This is a genomic window from Mesorhizobium sp. WSM4842, assembly GCF_055901575.1.
Genome location: NZ_CM148372.1, coordinates 4,892,483 through 4,913,551 on the forward strand (window position 1 = coordinate 4,892,483; position 21,069 = coordinate 4,913,551).

At 62.6% G+C, this 21,069-nt stretch carries 21 protein-coding genes; 7 read left to right on the forward strand and 14 right to left on the reverse strand.

Features of this window, described 5'->3' with window-relative positions:
- Window positions 1-5 precede the first annotated feature (5 nt).
- A complete protein-coding gene (locus tag AC0NIE_RS23840; RefSeq protein WP_473487904.1) occupies window positions 6-587 on the forward strand; it encodes a demethoxyubiquinone hydroxylase family protein in 582 nt (193 codons plus the stop codon).
- Between the two features lie 6 nt (window positions 588-593).
- Here the strand turns inward: AC0NIE_RS23840 and alaS are convergent, their stop codons facing one another.
- Window positions 594-3,260: an alanine--tRNA ligase gene (alaS, locus tag AC0NIE_RS23845; RefSeq protein WP_473487903.1), complete on the reverse strand. Its 2,667-nt coding sequence runs from the start codon at window positions 3,258-3,260 to the stop codon at window positions 594-596.
- A gap of 256 nt (window positions 3,261-3,516) precedes the next feature.
- Window positions 3,517-4,614: a recombinase RecA gene (gene recA, locus AC0NIE_RS23850; RefSeq protein WP_008875470.1), complete on the reverse strand. Its 1,098-nt coding sequence runs from the start codon at window positions 4,612-4,614 to the stop codon at window positions 3,517-3,519.
- Between the two features lie 274 nt (window positions 4,615-4,888).
- On the opposite strand from recA, the gene AC0NIE_RS23855 reads away from it, so the two are divergent.
- Window positions 4,889-5,827, forward strand: coding sequence for a carbohydrate kinase family protein (locus AC0NIE_RS23855; RefSeq protein ID WP_473487902.1), 939 nt, complete (start codon window positions 4,889-4,891; stop codon window positions 5,825-5,827).
- A 19-nt stretch (window positions 5,828-5,846) separates the two neighbouring features.
- On the opposite strand, the gene AC0NIE_RS23860 is transcribed toward AC0NIE_RS23855, so the two are convergent.
- Window positions 5,847-6,170 (reverse strand): TfoX/Sxy family protein, encoded by a 324-nt coding sequence (locus tag AC0NIE_RS23860; RefSeq protein ID WP_077371584.1) that lies wholly within the window; start codon window positions 6,168-6,170, stop codon window positions 5,847-5,849.
- A gap of 89 nt (window positions 6,171-6,259) precedes the next feature.
- On the opposite strand from AC0NIE_RS23860, the gene AC0NIE_RS23865 reads away from it, so the two are divergent.
- A complete protein-coding gene (locus AC0NIE_RS23865) occupies window positions 6,260-6,757 on the forward strand; it encodes a GFA family protein (protein WP_473487901.1) in 498 nt (165 codons plus the stop codon).
- Between the two features lie 134 nt (window positions 6,758-6,891).
- On the opposite strand, the gene sufA is transcribed toward AC0NIE_RS23865, so the two are convergent.
- The gene (gene sufA / locus AC0NIE_RS23870) at window positions 6,892-7,272 is read right to left on the reverse strand and encodes a Fe-S cluster assembly scaffold SufA (protein ID WP_352642961.1); all 381 of its coding nucleotides are present in this window, start codon (window positions 7,270-7,272) and stop codon (window positions 6,892-6,894) included.
- A gap of 179 nt (window positions 7,273-7,451) precedes the next feature.
- On the opposite strand from sufA, the gene AC0NIE_RS23875 reads away from it, so the two are divergent.
- Window positions 7,452-7,991, forward strand: a complete 540-nt coding sequence (locus AC0NIE_RS23875; RefSeq protein WP_473487900.1) for an STM3941 family protein — start codon at window positions 7,452-7,454, stop codon at window positions 7,989-7,991.
- Window positions 7,992-7,994: 3 nt separating this feature from the next.
- On the opposite strand, the gene AC0NIE_RS23880 is transcribed toward AC0NIE_RS23875, so the two are convergent.
- The 7 genes from AC0NIE_RS23880 to AC0NIE_RS23910 all read right to left on the reverse strand — a co-directional run bounded on the left by AC0NIE_RS23880 (window position 7,995) and on the right by AC0NIE_RS23910 (window position 14,993).
- Window positions 7,995-8,387, reverse strand: a complete 393-nt coding sequence (locus tag AC0NIE_RS23880; RefSeq protein ID WP_095489690.1) for an SUF system Fe-S cluster assembly protein — start codon at window positions 8,385-8,387, stop codon at window positions 7,995-7,997.
- A gap of 5 nt (window positions 8,388-8,392) precedes the next feature.
- The gene (locus tag AC0NIE_RS23885; protein WP_473487899.1) at window positions 8,393-9,634 is read right to left on the reverse strand and encodes a cysteine desulfurase; all 1,242 of its coding nucleotides are present in this window, start codon (window positions 9,632-9,634) and stop codon (window positions 8,393-8,395) included.
- Window positions 9,635-9,829: 195 nt separating this feature from the next.
- Window positions 9,830-11,098 carry a Fe-S cluster assembly protein SufD gene (gene sufD, locus AC0NIE_RS23890; RefSeq protein ID WP_473487898.1) on the reverse strand — a complete coding sequence of 423 codons (1,269 nt, stop codon included), beginning with the start codon at window positions 11,096-11,098 and terminating at the stop codon, window positions 9,830-9,832.
- A 43-nt stretch (window positions 11,099-11,141) separates the two neighbouring features.
- Window positions 11,142-11,897 (reverse strand): Fe-S cluster assembly ATPase SufC, encoded by a 756-nt coding sequence (gene sufC / locus AC0NIE_RS23895; protein WP_023798289.1) that lies wholly within the window; start codon window positions 11,895-11,897, stop codon window positions 11,142-11,144.
- A gap of 33 nt (window positions 11,898-11,930) precedes the next feature.
- Window positions 11,931-12,128, reverse strand: a complete 198-nt coding sequence (locus AC0NIE_RS23900; protein ID WP_473487897.1) for a hypothetical protein — start codon at window positions 12,126-12,128, stop codon at window positions 11,931-11,933.
- Complete coding sequence (gene sufB / locus AC0NIE_RS23905) at window positions 12,125-13,642, reverse strand: Fe-S cluster assembly protein SufB (RefSeq protein WP_473487896.1); 1,518 nt, start codon at window positions 13,640-13,642, stop codon at window positions 12,125-12,127. The genes AC0NIE_RS23900 and sufB overlap by 4 nt, the downstream gene beginning before the upstream one ends.
- A gap of 187 nt (window positions 13,643-13,829) precedes the next feature.
- On the reverse strand, window positions 13,830-14,993 hold the full coding sequence (locus AC0NIE_RS23910) for a cysteine desulfurase family protein (RefSeq protein WP_473487895.1): 1,164 nt from the start codon (window positions 14,991-14,993) through the stop codon (window positions 13,830-13,832).
- A gap of 241 nt (window positions 14,994-15,234) precedes the next feature.
- Between AC0NIE_RS23910 and AC0NIE_RS23915 the strand changes: the two genes are divergently transcribed.
- Together AC0NIE_RS23915 and AC0NIE_RS23920 are read left to right on the forward strand one after the other, a co-directional pair.
- Window positions 15,235-15,909 (forward strand): alpha/beta hydrolase, encoded by a 675-nt coding sequence (locus AC0NIE_RS23915; protein WP_027154148.1) that lies wholly within the window; start codon window positions 15,235-15,237, stop codon window positions 15,907-15,909.
- Window positions 15,910-15,922: 13 nt separating this feature from the next.
- Entirely contained in the window at window positions 15,923-16,573 is a 651-nt protein-coding gene (locus tag AC0NIE_RS23920) for an FMN-binding negative transcriptional regulator (RefSeq protein ID WP_473487894.1), read from the forward strand.
- Between the two features lie 113 nt (window positions 16,574-16,686).
- Here AC0NIE_RS23920 and AC0NIE_RS23925 read toward each other — a convergent pair whose 3' ends face one another.
- Both AC0NIE_RS23925 and AC0NIE_RS23930 read right to left on the reverse strand, forming a co-directional pair.
- The gene (locus tag AC0NIE_RS23925) at window positions 16,687-17,019 is read right to left on the reverse strand and encodes a lipid-A-disaccharide synthase N-terminal domain-containing protein (RefSeq protein ID WP_029353575.1); all 333 of its coding nucleotides are present in this window, start codon (window positions 17,017-17,019) and stop codon (window positions 16,687-16,689) included.
- Entirely contained in the window at window positions 17,012-17,740 is a 729-nt protein-coding gene (locus tag AC0NIE_RS23930; protein ID WP_473487893.1) for a glycosyltransferase family 2 protein, read from the reverse strand. Before AC0NIE_RS23930 ends, AC0NIE_RS23925 begins: the two co-directional genes overlap by 8 nt.
- A 321-nt stretch (window positions 17,741-18,061) precedes the next feature.
- Here AC0NIE_RS23930 and tyrS point away from each other — a divergent pair, with 321 nt between their 5' ends.
- The gene (gene tyrS / locus AC0NIE_RS23935; RefSeq protein ID WP_473487892.1) at window positions 18,062-19,315 is read left to right on the forward strand and encodes a tyrosine--tRNA ligase; all 1,254 of its coding nucleotides are present in this window, start codon (window positions 18,062-18,064) and stop codon (window positions 19,313-19,315) included.
- Between the two features lie 508 nt (window positions 19,316-19,823).
- Here the strand turns inward: tyrS and AC0NIE_RS23940 are convergent.
- Entirely contained in the window at window positions 19,824-21,068 is a 1,245-nt protein-coding gene (locus tag AC0NIE_RS23940) for a sensor histidine kinase (protein ID WP_473487891.1), read from the reverse strand.
- Window position 21,069 lies beyond the last annotated feature (1 nt).

Here is a 21,069-nt window from a genome sequence, read left to right on the forward strand (position 1 = left end):
GCTCCATGGTTGAACACTCTCACCAGGACGCGCTGACGGTGGCCAGAATAGTCAGGGTCAACCACGCTGGCGAGTTCGGCGCGATCAGAATCTATTCGGCGCAGATTCTTGTCTCGAAGCGTTTCTGGCCGCGTTGCGTGCCGTCTTTGTCAGAGATGCTTGGGCATGAGCGCAGTCATTGCGCTGCTTTCCGTGCAGCCATGCCGTCGCGACATTCGCGGCCGTGCCGCGTGATGCAATTCTGGAGCTGGGGCGGTTGGCTGCTGGGTTTCCTCACTGCCCTGCTCGGCCCGCAAGGAATCTGGGCCTGCACCGCAGCGGTCGAAGCGGCGGTGCACCGTCATCTCGACGATCAGCTATTCTTTCTTGCCGGACGCGACCGCGAGTTGCACGGCATCATCCTGTCCATCCGCGAAGAAGAGCTTGCCCATCTCCGTCACGCCGAAGAGCAGCTGAAATCGCCCGGACCGTTGCTGAACCTCCTGCGCGCAGCGATCTCCGCCACCACCGACTGCCTGATCTGGCTGTCCACCTGGGGGGATTCCACCCGAATGACGCGCGCCCTGAAGGCAGCAAAGCATGCCTGACGGGCGCTATGCGGCCTCCAGTGCCGCCTTCACCGCAGCGATCGCATTTTCGGCTTTCGAGGCATCCGGGCCACCGGCCTGGGCCATGTCAGGCCGACCGCCGCCGCCCTGCCCGCCCAATGCCGCGGACGCTACGCGGACCAGATCGACGGCGCTGAAGCGACCAGTCAGGTCGTCGGTGACGCCGACCACGACGCTCGCCTTGTTGTCCTCGCCGGCGCCAACGAAGACGACGACGCCGGAGCCGAGCGACTTCTTGCCGGCATCGGCCAACGGCTTCAAGTCCTTTGGCGAGACGCCCGATACCGCCTTGCCGAGAAAACCGACACCGGCAATGGTCTCATTTTCGGCCGGCGCACCGGCTGGCGAGCGGTCGCCCAGCGCCAGCTTCTTGCGCGCCTCGGTCAGCTCCTTTTCAAGCTTCTTGCGCTCGTCGAGCAGCGCCTCGACGCGAGCCGGCACGTCGGCCGGCGAAATCTTGAGCGTGGCGGCGACCGCTTTCAGCCGCTTGTCCTGCTCGTCGAGATGCTTTCTGGCCGCCTCTCCGGTCAGCGCCTCGATGCGGCGCACGCCGGCGGCGACGGCGCCCTCCGACACCAGCCGGACCAGGCCAATATCGCCGGTGGCGCCGACATGGGTGCCGCCGCACAGTTCGACCGAATAGGGCTTGCCTGCCTTGTCGCCGGTGACCCCGGTGCCCATCGAGACGACGCGGACCTCGTCGCCATATTTCTCGCCGAACAGCGCCATGGCGCCCTCGGCGATGGCGTCGTCGACGCTCATCAGCCGCGTCGTCACCGAGCTGTTCTGCACGACGATCTCGTTGGCCATCGCCTCGACGCGTTCCAATTCCTCGGCCGAGATCGGCTTCGGGTGGGAAAAGTCGAAGCGCAGCCGTTCCGGCGCAACCAGCGAACCCTTCTGCGCGACATGGGTGCCGAGAACCTCGCGCAGCGCCTCGTGGACAAGGTGGGTCGCCGAATGGTTGGAGCGCAGCCGCGTGCGCCTGACATGGTCGACCTTTAGCTCGACCGCTTCACCCGTCCTGACGGTGCCCTTGGTGACCTTGCCGAAATGCACGAACAGGCCGTCACCCTTCTTCTGCGTGTCGGTGACCTCGATGGCAAAGCCTTCGCCCGAAATCACGCCGGTGTCGCCCATCTGACCGCCGGACTCACCATAGAACGGCGTCTGGTTGACGACGACGCCGACGGTTTCGCCGGCAACCGCGCTCTCCACCGCGACGCCATCCCTGACCAGCGCCTGAACAATGCCTTCCGCTTGCTCGGTGTCGTAGCCCAGGAACTCGGTCGCGCCCGCCTTCTCGCGCACCGCGAACCAGACGGTCTCGGTGGCCGCGTCGCCGGAGCCGGCCCAGCTCTTGCGCGCCTCTGCCTTCTGCCGCTCCATCGCAGCATTGAAGCCGTCGAGATCGACCGAAACGCCGCGCGGGCGCAAGGCGTCCTGGGTGAGATCGAGCGGGAAGCCGTAGGTGTCGTAGAGCTTGAACGCCGTCTCGCCGTCGAGCCGGTCGCCTCTGCCCAGCGTCTCGGTTGCATCGGCAAGCAGGCCGAGGCCGCGCGCCAGCGTCTTGCGGAAGCGCGTTTCCTCGAGCTTCAGCGTCTCAGTGATCAGCGGCTGGCCGCGCACCAGTTCGGGATAGGCCTGGCCCATCTCCCGCACCAGCGCCGGCACCAGCCGCCACATCAACGGATCACCGGCGCCCAAAAGCTGCGCATGACGCATGGCGCGGCGCATGATGCGACGCAGTACGTAGCCGCGGCCCTCGTTCGACGGCAGCACCCCGTCGGCGATGAGGAAGCTCGAGGCGCGCAGATGATCGGCAATGACGCGGTGGCTCGCCCGGTTCTTGCCTTCCGCCTTGACGCCGGTCGCCTCTTCCGAGGCTCGGATCAGCGCCTTGAACAGGTCGATGTCGTAATTGTCGTGCTCGCCCTGCAGGACGGCGGCGATGCGCTCCAAACCCATGCCGGTATCGATCGACGGGCGCGGCAGTTCGATCCGCTCCGCCTTCGTCACCTGCTCGAACTGCATGAAGACGAGGTTCCAGATCTCGATGAAACGGTCGCCGTCCTCATCCGGGCTGCCGGGCGGGCCGCCCGGAATGTCGGCGCCATGGTCGTAGAAGATTTCCGAGCACGGACCGCAGGGACCGGTATCGCCCATCGCCCAGAAATTATCGCTGGTGGCGATGCGGATGATCCTGTCCTCCGGCAGCCCGGCGATCTTCTTCCAGAAGCCCGCGGCCGCGTCGTCGGTATGGTAGACGGTCACCAGAAGCCTGTCCTTGGCGATGCCGAACTCGCGGGTGATCAGGTTCCAGGCGAGCTCAATGGCGCGCTCCTTGAAATAATCGCCGAAGGAGAAATTGCCGAGCATCTCGAAGAAAGTGTGGTGACGGGCAGTGTAGCCGACATTGTCGAGATCGTTGTGCTTGCCGCCGGCGCGCACGCATTTCTGCGAAGTCGTGGCGCGCGAATAGGGACGTGTTTCAAACCCGGTGAAGACGTTCTTAAACTGCACCATGCCGGCGTTGGTGAACATCAGCGTCGGGTCGTTGCGCGGCACCAGCGGGCTCGACGCCACGACCTCGTGACCCTCTTTGCGGAAATAGTCGAGAAATGCCGACCTGATCTCGTTGACGCCACTCATGAATACTGCCTTTTCGAGAGAACCGCCGATTGCCGGCGGAAAACAGACATGGCCTTTTAGCGGTCGCACCGCACCCTGTCCAGAAACACGGAATTGCTCCAAATCGTAGCCTTGGCCGGCTGTTCGGAATGGCCAGAGCCACCGCCAAAAACGCAAACCGCCGGCCCAAGGCCGGCGGCATGGAACACATCGATACACCAACTCAATTCGGAATACGCGAACTCAAACGGGTATTCTGGCCGGCACAGCCTGCATCCTACATCGCGCCCGCTTCGTCCTCGAAACCATCGTCTCCGCCTTCGGAACCACCATTCTCGAGGAATTTCTCGGCGATCAGTCCGGCATTCTGCCTCAGCGCCAGCTCGATCTCGCGCGCCGTGTCGGGATTGTCGCGCAGGAACAGTTTTGCGTTCTCACGGCCCTGGCCGAGACGCTGCGAATTGTAGGAGAACCAGGCGCCCGACTTCTCGACCACGCCGGCCTTGACGCCGAGGTCGACCAGCTCGCCGGTCTTGGACACGCCCTCGCCGTACATGATGTCGAATTCGACCACCTTGAAGGGCGGTGCCAGCTTGTTCTTGACCACCTTGACGCGGGTCTGGTTGCCGACGACCTCGTCGCGGTCCTTGACCGAGCCAATGCGGCGAATGTCGAGGCGCACCGAAGCGTAGAATTTCAGCGCGTTGCCGCCGGTCGTGGTCTCAGGCGAACCGAACATGACACCGATCTTCATGCGGATCTGGTTGATGAAGATGACCATGGTGTTGGAGCGCGAGATCGAGGCGGTCAGCTTGCGCAGCGCCTGGCTCATCAGGCGGGCCTGCAGGCCCGGCAGCGAATCGCCCATTTCGCCCTCGATTTCGGCGCGCGGCGTCAGCGCCGCGACCGAATCGACCACCAGCACGTCGATGGCGCCGGAACGCACCAGCGTGTCGCAGATCTCCAGCGCCTGCTCGCCGGTGTCGGGCTGCGAAATCAGCAGGTTTTCGAGATCGACACCGAGCTTGCGGGCATAGACCGGATCGAGCGCGTGCTCAGCATCGACGAAGGCACAGATGCCGCCCTTCTTCTGGGCTTCGGCCACCGTGTGCAGCGCCAGCGTCGTCTTGCCCGAGCTTTCCGGCCCGTAGATCTCGACGATGCGGCCGCGCGGCAGGCCGCCGACGCCAAGCGCGATGTCGAGGCCAAGCGAACCGGTCGGCACCGTTTCGATCTCGACGACCTGCTCGTTTGCGCCGAGCCGCATGATCGAGCCCTTGCCGAAGGCACGCTCGATTTGCGACAGCGCCGCATCCAGAGCCTTTGATTTGTCCACTGCTTTGTCCTCTACAAGCCGCAAAGAATTCTGAGCCATGATACATCACCCCTTGGTCGTCAATGAAGGCCGGACAATCCGTAATCCTTATTAATTTGTACCTTTTTTGTTCTCATCTGGCAAGGGGAGACAAGCGATTGAAAAACAAAGGATATCCGGATTTGTTCTTTTTTTGTTTCGTGTTTTCGCCCCAAGATGTATCCCGCTTCCTCCGTGGGATCGTGCTGGCATCTCCCGAATCGCACCTCCGGTTGCCCGGTTCCGCCGGACGACCTAGTCTCCGCCCGGCAACAGCAAAGGTCATCTCGCCGGCATGATGAAGTCGCCGACAATCCTGGCCGTAGGCGGCGCCTATATAGATCGGCGCGGCCAGGTTTCGGGCACTTTCGTGCCGGCGGCGTCGAATCCCGGCACGATGCGCGAGGCTGTCGGCGGCGCCGTCTTCAATGCGCTGCGCAGCGCCGTACGCCGCGGTGTCTCCGGCTCGCTGCTTTCGGTGCGCGGCGGCGATGTTCTGGCCGATACGGTCTCGCGCGCCATCGCTGCGGCCGGTATTGCCGATCTTTCCGTGGTGTTCCTCGATCGCACGACGCCGAGCAACACAATGCTGATCGACGGCGACGGCGCGCTGATCATCGGCCTCGCCGACATGGCGCTCTATGATCTGGCACTTCCCAAGCAGATCCGCCGTGCCAAGGTGCGCGAGGCGATCAGCACCGCCGATGCGGTCCTGTGCGACGCCAACCTGCCGTCGACGGCACTGGAGCGGCTGGTGGCGCTTGCCGCCGGCAAGCCGGTCTTCGGCCTCGCCGTCTCACCAGACAAGGCGGTGCGGCTCGCGCCGGTGCTTGGCAGCCTGGCGATGGTCTTCATGGACCGGCGCGAGGCCATCGCACTCGCCGATGTCGGTATCGACACGGCGGAGCGTGATATCATCGACCGCCTGAGGCGCGCCGGCCTCAAAGGCGGCGTGGTGACGGCGGATGACGGTCCGGTGCTGGGTTTCGACGAAGCCGGCGCCTTCTCCATCCTGCCGCCGAAAAAAGTCGCGGACGGCGCCGCCGATGCGCTGGCGGGCGCAATGGTCGCCGCCCTGCTGCGCGGCCTGACGCTGCGCGCGGCGCTGCGCGACGGCGTTGCCGCGGCAATGCTCGCGATCGAAAGTGCCGGGCTTGTGCCGGTCTTAACGGCGGCAGACTTTGCCGACGCGCTGGCCCTTGTGCCCGAGCCGCAGAAAATTGGCATGAGCTGATGACCAGTGGAGAGGCAGCCTATTTGCCGGCACGCAGCCCCGCTTCATAGGCCCGGCGTGCCCAGACCGCCATCTCATCCGGATCGTCGAACGCGCTGTCGGGAACGCTCCAGTACGGCATCGACACCAGCTTGCCGTGCCGGGACCCCGTATAGGTCCATTGCCGACAGCCGGCCGCCTCGAATTCGGGCGCGCTTTCCGCGTCGGCCTTCAGCATCAATTCGCCACGCACCACGATGGCGACGATAACGCCGTCAAAATAGATGCCCTTGCCACCGAACATCTTGCGAATGCTGACCGGGCCGAGGCCTTCGAAAAGTTCGGCAATGCGTTCATTGTCCATGCCGCGATCATGTCACCCGGATTTAGGCTTGTCATCGCCGTAAGAGACACCATCCTGACAAGTTGAAAACCAATTCGTCGGAGTTTTTCATGCCGCTTCTGCTCAAAGGGTCCTGCCGGTGCAATGCCGTCCGCTTCGAGGTGGAGAGCCACACGCCGGTGCCGTTCATGCTGTGCTACTGCTCGATCTGCCGCAAGCAGCAGGGCGGCGGTGGCTTTGCCATCAATCTCGGCGCTGATTACGAGACGCTCAAAATCAAGGGCAAGCGCAGTCTTGGCGTCTACCAGGCCGAGATCGAGGACGACGAGCATCCGCAATGCGAGATCTCGTCAGGCGAGCGGAATTTCTGCAAAAAATGTGGTTCGGCACTGTGGCTCTATGACCGGAACTGGCCGGAGCTGGTCCACCCCTTCGCCTCGGCGATCGACACAGACCTGCCAAAACCACCTGAAAAGGTGCACCTCATGCTGAAATACAAGGCGAACTGGGTCGAGCCCGAGATCGGCAAGGGCGACAAGGTCTTCGATGTCTATCCCGAGGAATCGATCGCAGATTGGCACAAGCGGACGGGATTGTGGGTGGATTAGGTCCCTTCACCCCGTTTACGGGGAGAAGATGCCGGCAGGCAGATGAGGGGCGGCGCAAGCATCACAGAGGCCGGCTCTGCCCCTCATCCGACCCTTCGGGCCACCTTCTCCCCGTAAACGGGGAGAAGGGAAGATCAGGCCGACCCGCGCGCCTCGGCCAGGGCCTTCAGATCGGCCGGCTTGAGCTCAACCGATTCGCCGCAGCCGCAGGCCGAGCTCTGGTTCGGGTTGCGGAAAGTGAAACCGGTGCGCAGCGTTGTCTGCTCGAAATCCATCTCGGTGCCGAACAGGAAAAGCGCTGCCTCAGGCGCGACATAGACATGGGCGCCGTCGCGCTCGATATGATCGTCCTTGGTGTTGGGCTCGGTCACCAGGTCGACCGTATATTCCATACCGGCGCAGCCGCCCTTCTTGATGCCAAGGCGAATGCCGTGCGCATTCTCACGGGTTGCGACGATCTCGCGAACCCGGTCGGCAGCCTTTTCGGTCATCGTGATGACGGCGAAGCGTCCCATCTTTTCTTTCTCCACTTTCGCGCGGGTTCAAGGCCCGTGGAATGAGTCTTCCCTAAAATGGTGAAGTTTCATGCCGGGCGCAACCCCGGTATGACGCGCAATTTGAACAGCGCGGCGTCTGTTGTATATCGAAGGTTGCTAGCAGTTAGATGTCGGTTGCGGCTGACGACGAGGATAGAATGCCGGTTGACCCAAATCAGATGGTAGAATTTCGGGCGTCGCCCGTTCGGTTATTTTTACTGGTCATCGGGGCGCTAGCTTTCTCGGCCTTGGGTTTTGCAATGGGTGGTTGGCCATCATCCGTAGGCGTAACTCCGGGCAGTTTTGTACAGCTCATGGGATGGATAGGCGGACCGTTGTTCTCAGGCACGGTCCTGATCGTGATTTGGCAATATTTTAAAACTGGATTGCCAATTCTGACGCTTTCACCGGAAGGGTTGCGAGATAGCCGAATCTCGGCAGCGTTCATACCTTGGGCCGACGTCCAAAAGCTGTCCGTGCGGGACCATCAACGCACTAAGATGCTCGTGGTCAAAATATCAGAAGCAGTATGGCGTGAGTTACCTCTCACGCTGTTGGCGCGTTGGAGCCGCACTGCCAATCGCTCCTTCGGAATTGATGGGCTATGCATTCCTACAGCGGAGTTCAGCGTGAAGTTTGAGGACTTTTTCCAACTTGTTGCTGCCTACTCCAAGGCCCATGGCAGCACCATCGATTAAGGATCAATACCAGCCCACCGCGACCTGCGCCTCTTCCGACATGCGGTCGGGCGACCAGGGCGGATCGAAGGTCATGTTGACCTCGACGCCGGACACGCCTTCGACAGCGCCGACGGCGTTTTCCACCCAGCCGGGCATTTCGCCGGCCACCGGGCAGCCGGGCGCGGTTAGCGTCATGTCGATCTTGACCGAGCGGTCGTCCTCGATGTCGATCTTGTAGATCAGGCCAAGCTCGTAAATGTCGGCCGGGATTTCCGGGTCGTAGACCGTCTTCAGCGCCGAGACGATGTCGTCGGTCAGCCGCGCCAGTTCGTCGGCGGGTATGGCCGAGGCGGAAACCAGACCGTTGGCAGTCGTCTCCGAAGTGGTCTCAGCGGTGCGGCCTGCATCATCCATGATCGTCATCCGAAGAACTTGCGCGCTTTTTCGAGCGCATCGGCCAAAGCGTCGACTTCGGCCCTGGTATTATACATGCCGAACGATGCCCTGCATGTGGAGGTTACGCCGAAACGTTTCAACAGCGGCTGGGCGCAATGCGTGCCGGCGCGGACAGCAACGCCCTGCCTGTCGATGACCATCGACACGTCATGGGCATGAATGCCCTGCAATTCGAAGGAGATGATGGCGCCCTTATCAGGCGCGTCGCCGAAGATGCGCAGCGAATTGATGGCACGCAGCCGCTGATGCGCATAATCCTTCAGATCGGCTTCGTGCGCGGCAATGCGCTCGCGGCCGATCTTTTCCATGTATTCCAGCGCCGCACCCAGCCCTATCGCCTGGACGATCGGCGGCGTTCCGGCCTCAAAGCGGTGCGGCGGATCGTTGTAGGTGACGAAGTCTTGCGTCACCTCCTCGATCATCTCGCCGCCGCCCATGAACGGTCGCATGCGCTCCAGCATGTCCTTCTTGCCGTAGAGCACGCCGATGCCCGAGGGCCCATAGACCTTGTGGCCGGTGAAGACGAAGAAATCGCAGTCGAGGTCCTGCACGTCGATCGGCATATGCACGGCGCTCTGGCTGCCGTCGACCAGCACCGGAATGCCGCGCGCATGCGCGATGCGGACGATCTCCTTGATCGGCGTCACCGTGCCCAGCGCGTTCGACATGTGCGTGATGGCGACGAGCTTGGTGCGGTCGGTCAGCCGCTTCTCGAACTCCTCGATGTGGAAGATGCCGAGATCGTCGACCGGCACCCAGACCAGTTTCGCGCCCTGCCGCTCGCGGATGAAATGCCACGGCACAATGTTGGAATGGTGCTCCATGATCGACAGCACGATTTCATCGCCCTCGCCGATATTGGGCATGCCGAAGCCATAGGCGACGGTGTTGATCGCCGCGGTCGTGTTCGAGGTGAAGACGATGTTGTCGGTATCAGGCGCGTTCAGAAATCTTTGCACAATCTTGCGCGCGTTCTCAAAGGCGTCGGTCGCCGCATTGGACAGGAAATGCAGGCCACGATGGACGTTGGCGTATTCCTGGGAATAGGTGTGCTGGATGGCGTCGAGCACGGCCTGCGGCTTCTGCGCCGAGGCGCCATTGTCGAGATAGACCAGCGGTTTGCCGTAGACTTCCCGCGACAGGATCGGAAAGTCGCGGCGTATCGCCTCGACGTCGTAGGGAATGTTTTCGACTTTCTGGTCCATTTCGAAGTCCTTGCCGCTCTACGCCGCGTTCGTTCCAACACCCCTCATCCGTCTTGGCGCTTTCGCGCCAATCCACCTTCTCCCACAAGGGGAGAAGGTCTGGCGCTCTTCCTTCTCCCCTTGTGGGAGAAGGTGGCCGAGCGGAGCTCGGTCGGATGAGGGGTGTTGGCCGAAGCGCCAGACTCTCACCCACTGCTATCCGTGCGCCGCGAACCAGCCGTCGAGCCTCGTTTCCAGCGCCTCGACAATCGCCTCGTCGTCCAGTTCCTCGATCACCTCGGCGACGAACGCCTTGACCAGCAGCCCGCGCGCGGTCTTCTCGTCGATGCCGCGGGCCATCAGGTAGAACAGATGGCTGTGGTCGATCTCGGTGACGGTCGCGCCATGGCCGCAGACGACGTCGTCGGCGAAGATTTCGAGCTCAGGCTTGGTCGAGAACTCGCCGTCATCGGACAGAAGCAGCGTGTTGCAGGCCATCTTGGCGTTGGTCTTCTGCGCATATTGGTGGACGTTGATACGCCCCTGAAAGGCGCCGCGCGCTCTTCCCGTCACCACGTTGCGGATCACCTCCGTCGAGGCCGTGTGCGGCACGGCATGGTCGAGCACCATGGTCACGTCGGTATGCGTGTCGCCGGCAAGCAGGTTGATGCCGCGCAGCGTGAAATCGGCGCCTTCGCCGGTCGTTCTGACCACGACCTCCTGGCGCACCAGCTTGCCGCCGGCATTCATCACGAACAGCGTCAGCTTGGAATCCTTGCCGAGATGTGCCTTGAACTGGGCAAGATGCGTCGCCGTATCCGGCTGCTCCTGCACGATGAGCCACGTCACGTCGGCGCCTTCGTCAAGCAGAAGCTGGCTGACCGAGCTGACCAGTGCGGCGCCCTCGCCCGCCTGGCGCTCGACGACAACAGCCTTGGCGCCGGCGCCGACGCGGACGGCCAGGCGAACATGCGTCTGGCCGCCGGCCTGCAGGTTCTGCAGTTCGATCGGCTTGTCCAGTTCGGTGCCGTCGGCGATGTCGACAAAATAGCCGTCGGCAACGAAGGCGGTGTTCAGCGCCCCGATGGCGTCGTCGGCGCCATAGGGATCGAGCCCAGGTGCGATGCTGCCGTCGGTCAGTTTCTCCGACAGGCGCTGCACGGCGATGCCCTCGATTTCAGGCATTTTCGTGCTCGACACGCCGTTCAGCACGGGCAGGACGGCTGACCCTTCGACTACAGGCGCAATGGCTTTCGCGGCGGCTGCGGGATCGAAATCCGGAACCGAAGTCAGCAGGCGGCGCAGGTCGGTGTAGTGCCAGGATTCGACGCGCCGCGTCGGCAGGCCGCTTTTGATCGCTTCGATGGCGTCGTCGCGCTTCAGCATCACCGTGCCGTCGCCGGGCAGCAGCGACAGCCGGTCGCTGAAGGCGTCGATCAGCGCCGTTTCGGCCGGCGTTCGCTGGGGTGTCGTGTGTATATTCATCAGTTTCGCCTTGTTTGGCTTGCCTTCTGCGCCTTCCGGCATCTCACGCGGCTTGGCCGATCACGCCGGCATAGCCATTGGCCTCTAGATCGAGCGCCAGCGACTTGTCGCCCGACTTGACCACCTGGCCTCTGTACAGCACGTGCACACTATCCGGCACGATATACTGAAGCAGGCGCTGGTAGTGGGTGATGATGACGATGGCGCGGTCTGGCGCGCGCAACGCATTGACGCCTTCCGAGACGATCTTCAGCGCATCGATGTCGAGGCCGGAATCAGTCTCGTCGAGCACGCACAGTTTTGGCTCCAAAAGCTTCATCTGCAGTATCTCGGCACGCTTCTTCTCGCCGCCGGAGAAGCCGACATTGAGCGGCCGCTTCAGCATCGCCATGTCCATGTCGAGCAAGGCGGCCGCGTCCTTCACGCGCTTCAGGAATTCGGGGATCTTCAGCGGCTCCTCGCCGCGCGCCTTGCGCTGCTCGTTCATCGCCACCTTCAGGAATTCCATCGTCGCCACGCCCGGTATCTCCATCGGATACTGGAAGGCGAGAAAGATGCCTGATGTGGCGCGCTCGGCCGGGTCCATTTCGAGGATCGACTGGCCGTTGTAGAGGATATCGCCTTCGGTCACCTCATAGTCCTCGCGACCGGCGAGGATGTAGGACAGCGTCGATTTTCCCGAGCCGTTGGGGCCCATGATGGCGGCGACCTCGCCGGCTTTCACCGTCAGGTTCAGGCCGCGGATGATCTCGGTGCCGTCGTCGACGATGCGAGCATGCAGGTTTCTGATTTCAAGCATTTCCATTCGTCCTATCCGTAGCCGTCTGCCCGGCTAAACTCGATTTAACAACTGCTTCAAGGCTTCCAAAAGCCCGTGCCAAAAGCCATCCGGCGAAAAGGCCGCGACGAGCAATGCAACGCCCGTCGCCCACAACCACAACGCCAGTTCTAGACCCGGAAACCAACCGTCCATCCGATCCCGTAGATAGATGTGTTTTTTTGCGGTTTCGCGTTTGGGCGTCTTTGTCACCCCACACTTCCCTCAAGGCTGATGCCGATCAGCTTCTGCGCCTCGACCGCGAATTCCATCGGCAGTTGCTGGATGACGTCCTTGACGAAGCCGTTGACGATCAGCGCGATCGCCTCTTCTTCCGGAATGCCGCGCTGCATGACGTAGAACTTCTGGTCCTCGGAGATTTTCGAGGTGGTCGCTTCATGCTCGAACTGCGCCGTTGCGTTCTTGGCTTCCATGTAGGGCACGGTGTGCGCGCCGCACTGGTCGCCGATCAGCAGCGAGTCACAGTTGGTGAAGTTACGAGCATTGGTCGCCTTGCGGTGCGCCGACACTTGGCCGCGATAGGTGTTCTGCGAGAAGCCGGCGGCGATGCCCTTGGAAATGATTCGGCTCGACGTGTTCTTGCCGAGATGGATCATCTTGGTGCCGCTGTCGACCTGCTGGTAGCCGTTCGACACGGCGATCGAATAGAACTCGCCGCTGGAATCGTCTCCGCGCAGGATGCAGCTCGGATATTTCCAGGTAATCGCCGAGCCGGTCTCGACCTGCGTCCACGAAATCTTCGAACGGTGGCCACGGCAGTCGCCGCGCTTGGTGACGAAATTGTAGATGCCGCCCTTGCCCTCGGCGTCGCCGGGGTACCAGTTCTGCACCGTCGAATATTTGATCTCGGCATCGTCGAGCGCGATCAGTTCGACCACGGCTGCGTGAAGCTGGTTCTCGTCGCGCTGCGGCGCCGTGCAGCCTTCGAGATAGGAGACGTAAGCCCCTTCCTCGGCGATGATCAGCGTGCGCTCGAACTGGCCAGTGTTCTTCTCGTTCATGCGGAAATAGGTCGACAGTTCCATCGGGCATCGCACGCCCCTGGGCACGAAGACGAAGGAGCCGTCGGTGAACACCGCGGAATTCAGCGTGGCGTAGAAATTGTCGGAGGTCGGCACGACCGAGCCGAGATATTTCTTCACCAGTTCCGGATGCTCGCGGATGGCTTCCGAGATCGAGCAGAAGATGACGCCGGCCTGCGCCAACTCCTTCTTGAAGGTGGTAACGACGGAAACCGAATCGAACACGGCGTCGACGGCAACGCGGCCCGACTTATAGACATTGTCGCTGGCTTCCTCGAGTTCCGACGCATCGGTCTTCTGCACGCCGGCAAGAATTTCCTGTTCCTTCAGCGGGATGCCGAGCTTTTCATAGACCCTCAACAGCTCGGGATCGACGTCGCTCAGCGATGTCGGTCCCGGCGTGCTCTTGGGCGCCGCATAATAGTGGAGGTCCTGGAAATCGATCTTCGGATAATGGACGCGCGCCCACTTCGGCTCGTCCAGCGTCACCCAGCGCCGATACGCTTCCAGACGCCATTCCAGCATCCAGGACGGTTCGTCCTTCTTCGCCGAAATAAAGCGGATAATGGCTTCGCTCAGGCCCTTTGGGGCCTTGTCCATCGCGATTTCGGTCTGGAATCCGTATTTGTATTGGTCGACGTCGATCTTTCGGACCCGATCGATCGTGTCCTGCACAGCAGGCATTAGCGTTCTCCATCCACGCCGGGGTCAAGGCCCGGCAGTTTTCAAACTATGGCACCGCGAAACCAGTACCCGTGAGGCACCCAAGGCGGCGTAAGTTCCATATAGTGCGTCCTTGCCGGAAATTCACCCGGCGACCATGAAACGCACGGCTCTACCAGGCCGGAAGGCCTGCATCATTCTGCCGCACTCAGGCAGCTTCTTCCCTGCCCCCGCGGCGTGAGGCGATACCTGCCAGCGCAGTGCGGAACAGTTCGATGTCCTCGGCGCTGGTTGCGTGGCCGATGGACACACGCAAAGCGCCAGGGCTGTCACTGTGCCCCATCGCTTTCAGCACATGGCTCGGGCCGACCTTGCCCGAGGAACAGGCGGAACCGGCCGACAGCGCCACGCCCGCCAGATCGAAGGCGATCTGCGCCGTCTCGGCCTTGATGCCCGCAATAGCGAAGAATGTCGTATTGGCAAGCCTCGTCGCGCCGGTTCCGAAGACTTCCGCATCCGGCACCAGTGTTTTCACGATGGCCTCGATCTCGTCGCGGCGGCTACCGACCGCATCGATGCTCTTCAATCCGATCAGGGCCTCCCGCGCCGCCGCGCCAAAACCAGCGATCGCGGCCAGATTTTCGGTGCCGCCACGATGACCCTTTTCCTGGCCGCCGCCGGCGATCAAGGGCCTAGGCATCATCAGGTCCGAGGCGGCGATAATGGCGCCAACGCCCTTGGGACCACCGATCTTGTGCGAGGACAAAATTAGGTAATCGGCGTAACCCGCTGACATATCGAGCGGAATGCGACCGGCTGCCTGCACCGCGTCGACGACCAGGATGCCGCCCGCCGCCTTGACGATTTCGGCGATGCGGTCGACCGGCTGGATGACGCCGGTCTCGTTATTGGCGGCATGGATCGCCACCAGCGGCAGGCCGTCTGCCCTGTCATGACGGCCAAGTGCCGCCGCCAACGTGTCCAGCCTGACTATGCCGTCGGCATCGACGCCGATGCGTGTCACCAGGGCTGCCGGAAATCGCCCGCCGTTCAGGACACAAGGATGATCGGCCTCGCAGACATAAAGCCGGCTCATGCGGACAGTGCCGCGCCCCATCTGCCAATCCGGCGTCAGCAGCGTCGAGGCGGCTTCCGTCGCACCGGAGGTGAACACGACATGCTCGGCGCTGGCGTCGACCAGCGCCGCCACATCGCGCCTTGCATTCTCGATCAGCCGCCGTGCGGCTCGACCCTCGGCATGGACCGACGACGGGTTGCCGGCGGCATCGAGCGCGGCAATCATTGCCGTACGCGCCGCGGCAAGCAGCGGCGCGCTGGCATTGTAGTCGAGATAGGCGCGTGGTCCGGCCATTTTCGTTTCAATCGGTCCCTTCAAGAGCCATTCCGCGAGGTTTGCGCGTTATTTCCTTGAAATTGCAAGGCAAGACGTCCTATTTACGCGGCGTGCGGCGTGGGTAGCCGAGCCATTGCGTTTTGGCCACTCAGTTTTGAACAATTCTAAACTAGCTTCTAGAAAGACGCTCGCCCTGCGTCAAGGCCAGAGGAAGAGTTGTTCCGGGCGCCGCGCATTCTTATGCCATGTGGAGTATTTTATGCCTGAGGTCATTTTCACCGGTCCGGCCGGCCGCCTGGAGGGTCGCTACCAGCCTTCCAAGGAAAAGAGCGCGCCGATTGCCATCATCCTGCACCCGCACCCCCAGTTCGGCGGCACGATGAACAACAAGATCGTCTACGACCTCTTCTACATGTTCCAGAAGCGGGATTTCACCACGCTCCGCTTCAATTTCCGCGGCATCGGCCGCAGTCAGGGCGAATTCGACCACGGCACCGGCGAATTGTCGGATGCGGCCGCGGCACTTGACTGGGTGCAGTCGCTGCATCCGGATTCCAAGAGCTGCTGGGTCGCCGGCTATTCGTTCGGCTCGTGGATCGGCATGCAGCTTCTGATGCGCCGGCCGGAGATCGAAGGCTTCATCTCGATCGCGCCGCAGCCCAACACCTATGATTTCTCGTTCCTGGCGCCCTGCCCGTCGTCAGGCCTCATCATCCATGGCGACGCCGACAAGGTCGCGCCGCCAAAGGACGTGCAGGGGTTGGTCGACAAGCTGCACACGCAAAAGGGCATCACCATCACCCAGAAGACCTTGCCCGGCGCCAACCATTTCTTCTCCAACGACGCGGACCTCCTGCTCCAGGAATGCGCGGACTATCTCGATCGCCGGCTGGCCGGTGAATTGTCCGACCCGCGGCCGAAACGGTTGAGATAGTCGGCAAACAGCGATGTACCAGCCCCCGCATTTCCAGGAAACGCGACAGGACGTCCTGCACGAGCTGATCCGGGCGCATCCGCTTGGGCTGCTGATTTCAAATGGGGCCGAGGGGCCGGTCGCGAACGCGATCCCGTTCCTGCTCGACGCCGAAGTGCCACCAAACGGCAGGCTGCGCGCCCACCTGGCGAGAGCCAATCCGCAATGGCGCCTGCTGGCCGACAGCAAGGCATCGCCCGTGCTGGTCGTCTTTCAGGGCACCGACGCCTATGTGACGCCGTCCTGGTACGAAACCAAGCGCGAAACCGGGAAGGTCGTGCCGACCTGGAACTACGCCATTGTCCAGGTGCGCGGTGCCGTCAGGGTGATCGAGGACCAGGATTGGCTGGCCCAGCAGATTTCCGATCTGACGGTATCACAGGAAGCCGCTCGCGAAGCACCCTGGGCTGTGACCGACGCACCAGCCAGCTTCATCCAGTCGCAGATCAAGGGCATTGTCGGGCTGGAAATCGAGATCACGGATATGCAAGGCAGGTGGAAGGTCAGCCAGAACCGGCCCATCGCCGACCGTAGCGGTGTCGCCGAGGGGCTCGAGAGCGAGGACCCGAACTCGCCCGACATGGTCCGGCTTGTACGATCCTACGGCGGACTGGACGACAGATAGGACCGACCTTGTGCAAGGTCGCAGCCTGGAGACTCCCAGGGATTTGCTGCGGCCAGTAAGGCATCGGTGTCGACCTTACCGGCTTGCGCCACGTCGCGCTGAGAGGCAGTCGCTCAATCGACCTTCGTCATCGCCGCCTTGCGCTCGTTGGCGATCAACCACAGGTTGCGGATGTAGATGAACAGGCCCAGGGCCTGGCCGGCGATGAACACCGGATCCTGCCGCTGGATGGCGTAGATCAGCAGCAGGCTGCCGCCGAACAGCGAAAAGAACCAGAAAGCGATCGGCACGACGCTGCGCTTGGCTTTTTCCGATGCGACCCACTGCACGACGAAGCGCATGCTGAAAAAGAACTGGGCGACAAAGCCGAGCAGAATCCACGTATCGAACTGCTTGACGAAGACGTCGTGAAGCCAGGTCGCCAGCTCCTGAAGCACGTTAGCCATGCCGGATTTCCTCTGTTTTTGGCATCCTGCGGCGCCGGCGGCGCAGCCACCAGACACCGGCGAGATCAACCACCCCTTGCAGGCCGCGGTCGAAAATTCCGTAATTCGACTTGCCGTGGCGGCGAGAGCGGTCGACCACGTCGCAATGCACGACGCGATACCCCTCCTGGATGACGAGGGCCGGAACAAAGCGGTGCGTGCCGTCGAAGAACGGCAATTTCCTGAGGATGTCGGTATGGATCGCCTTCAGGCCGCAGCCCGTGTCGCGGGTCTCGTCATGCAGGACGGCCTTTCTCAGCCAGTTGGCAAAACGCGACGCCAGTTGCTTGATCTTGCTGTCGCGACGTTTCAGGCGCTGCCCTTGCGCAACGCCGAAACCGGGACCGGCCTGCCGCAGCGCATCGACCAGCACCGGAATGTATTTGGGATCGTTCTGGCCGTCGCCATCGATCGTGGCGACGATATCGCCGCGGGCCGCCCATGCGCCCGAACGCACAGAGAGAGACTGGCCGGCGGATTTTTCATGCCGGAGGTGGCGAAGCGGAAACGGGCGAAGCACTGCCTGGGCGGCAAGCACCGAGGTGGTCTCATCGGTCGAACCGTCATTGACGACGATCACCTCGAAGTCGCGCCCGGCCATCGCCGCCCCGATCTCATCAAGCAGAAGCGGCAGGTTCGCCGCCTCGTTCCGGCAAGGAATGACGATGGATATCTCCGGCATTTCGCGTCGGGCTCTGTCACAGGATATTGGCATTCGATTCGATGCCGGGCGGTGCCGTTCCAGCGGGTCAGGTGCGGCGAGAACCCGCTGGCGCGGCGCCTCATTACGCCAGCCCAAACGATGAAGCAAGGATGCAGCCGGAAGGCGAGCTTGCGCCGTTTCACGACCCCGTGATTGCGTTCGCACCGAACCGGTCATGTAGAACGCGACCGCACGCAAAACCGGATTCCCCTTTTGCTGACCGCGCTTGGATGCTAAACGCCCGCGTTCACGCATACCACGCCCGATCCGCTTCGGTTGGGCGCTTTCGGGAAAGAAAAGATGTCCGCCTTCAAATCCGATTTCCTGCGCATTATGAGCGAACGCGGTTTCATCCACCAGATTTCGGATGATGCCGGCCTCGACCAGCTTTTCGCCAAGGAAACGGTGACCGCCTATGTCGGCTACGACGCCACGGCGACCAGCCTGCATATCGGCAATCTGATTTCCGCGACCATGCTCTACTGGCTGCAGGAGACCGGCCACCGGCCGATCGCGCTGATGGGCGGCGGCACCTCGATGATCGGCGACCCGTCCTTCCGCGACGACCAGCGCAAGCTTTTGACGCCTGAGGCCATCGCCACCAACATCGAAGGCATCAAACGCATCTTTGGCCGCATCCTGCGTTTCGGCGACGGTCCGAACGACGCGATCATGGTCAACAATGCAGACTGGCTGATGAAGCTCAACTATGTCGAATTCCTGCGCGATGTCGGCCGGCATTTTTCGGTCAACCGCATGCTGACCTTCGACAGCGTCAAGCTGAGGCTCGAGCGCGAACAATCGCTGTCGTTCCTCGAATTCAACTACATGATCCTGCAGGGCTATGATTTCGTCGAGCTCAGCCGGCGATATGGCTGCCGCCTGCAGATGGGCGGATCGGACCAGTGGGGCAACATCATCAACGGCGTCGATCTCGGACACCGCATGGGTACGCCGCAGCTTTATGCCCTGACCACACCGCTGCTGACGACGTCGTCCGGCGCCAAGATGGGCAAATCGGCGAAGGGCGCGGTCTGGCTGAACGGCGACCTCTACTCGCCCTATGATTTCTGGCAGTACTGGCGCAACACCGAGGACGCCGACGTCACGCGCTTCCTCAAGATTTTCACCCGCCTGCCGCTCACCGAGATCGCCCGGCTCGCCGCGCTTGGCGGCTCCGAGATCAACGAGGCCAAGAAGGTCCTGGCCACAGAAACGACGGCCATCGTGCACGGCCGCGCGGCAGCCGAGCAAGCCGAGGAAACCGCGCGCAAGACGTTCGAAGAAGGCGCGCTGGCCGAAACGCTGCCGACCGTCGAGGTCGGCAAGGCCGACCTGGAAAGCGGCGTCGGCATATTGTCGCTGTTCGTTACCGCCGGGCTGGCGGCGTCCAACGGCGAGGCGCGGCGACACATCCAAGGCGGCGCTGTGCGGCTGAACGACCAGTCCGTTTCCGATGATCGCCGGTTGGTGACACTTCAGGATCTCGGCCCGGAACAAGTCGTAAAACTGTCGCTCGGCAAGAAAAAACACGTTCTGGTGCGGCCAGTCTGACCAGCGCCTGATCGATCCCGATGGAATCGGGATGGGGCTCCATTAGCCCTTTTCCGAAACCGGTTTCACTTCTTGCTGCGCTGACCTTCGGTTCGGGATCACGGCCTAGGCAAGAGCACCGTCAAACCCTGACCCTCCAAGACATTCAGTTGGCGCACGAACGGCCGCCATCGAGTGGAAAGCCGCCTTTGAGCCTGTGATGATGGTCAGGTGTCGTGGAAGGGGGGCAAGAGCCGACGTGATAGGCCATAGGCCCCAACTTTTTACGCGGTGGAAACTTGCATGTTCGCGAGCAAGTGCGCGGACGCATACGCTTCGCGTATATTGTGTAGGCGAAGGACCCGGCGCTCTAGCGACCGCATAAGGAGGGCCTCGCGAGTTACCGCTCAGATGCGCGAAACCCTGGCTCTTCCGTCGATGATCTCGCCGTCGGGAATTCGTGCGTTAATCATACCTTCCTTCCGCCCCGCCGAGGGGGCTGCTTTCACAAGGGTATGCGCCCGCCGTATTAGGATATTGCCGGAAACGTGACGACGAAGCAGGCGCCGCCGCCGGACGGCGATTTGTGGTGCACAGTTGCGCCGTGGTGCAAGGCGATTTGGCGCACCAGCGACAGTCCGAGGCCCCAGCCGCCGGCCATCTCGCTGCGGCCCTGTGGTCGGAAGAACGGCTCGAAGACGCGCTCGCTGGTACCTTCCGGCAGGCCCGGTCCGTGATCGCGCACCTTGAGCACCACAGAGCCGCCTTCGGTTCCCACATGCGCGCTGACCGGCGGGCTGCCATGTCTCTGCGCGTTCTGCATGAGATTGCGAACCAGCCGCGTGAGCAGTGTCGGGTCGCCCGACACGATGCCGGGTTCGCCTGACACGTCGACGCCGGAGCGCGCGCCTTCCTCGGCCGTAAGCGCCAGCAGATCCACCGGCTCCACCCGTTCCAGCTTCTCGATATGGTCGAGCCTGCTGGCAAGCAGGATTTCCTCCACCAGCGCATCGAGTTCGGCGAGGTCACGCACGATCTCGTCGCGCATCGGGCCGCTCTGTCCGTCGGCGTTGAGGTCGATCGCCATGCGCAGGCGCGCAAGCGGCGAGCGCAACTCGTGACTGGCATTGGCAAGGAGCGAGCGGTGCGCGACAAGCAGCCGCTCGATCTGCTCGGCGGCGCGGTTGAAGCTCGCCGCCACCGCCGCAACCTCATCTTTGCCCCTCACTGCGACGCGCGTGTCGAGGGCGCCTTTGCCCCAGCGATCCACGCCCTGGCGCAATGCTTCAAGGCGGCGTGTAAGATGACGCACGACCGGAAAGGCGGCAAGCCCTATCACCGCCGCGATCAGCGCGAGAAAGGCAAGTGGGCTGCGGCCGGCCGGGCCGAACGGCACTCTCAGCCGCGCCGCGATCACCCTTCCGTCCGGCTGCCGGCTGATCAGCAGGTGATGCCCGCCGGGACGCATCTTGCGCCGCGATCCGATCTCTTGCGGGGGGATCGGCCGACCGGCCGCTGCAAGCAGCCGACCCTGCGGTCCGTAGACGGAGATGTCGGCATCGAAGGCCGCCGAAAGCCGCTCGACCGTCGCCTGCAGCAAGGCGGGGTCGGAGTCTGCCGGCAGCATCGCCTCGATGAAGGCGTCGCGCCGGCCACTCCAGCCGGCATGTTCGCGTTCCTGGCCCATGCGTACGAAGATCGCGCTGGCGATCGCCACTACGGCGAGGCTGACGAGCACGGTGAGATAGATCTTGACGAAAAGGCTGCTGCGCATG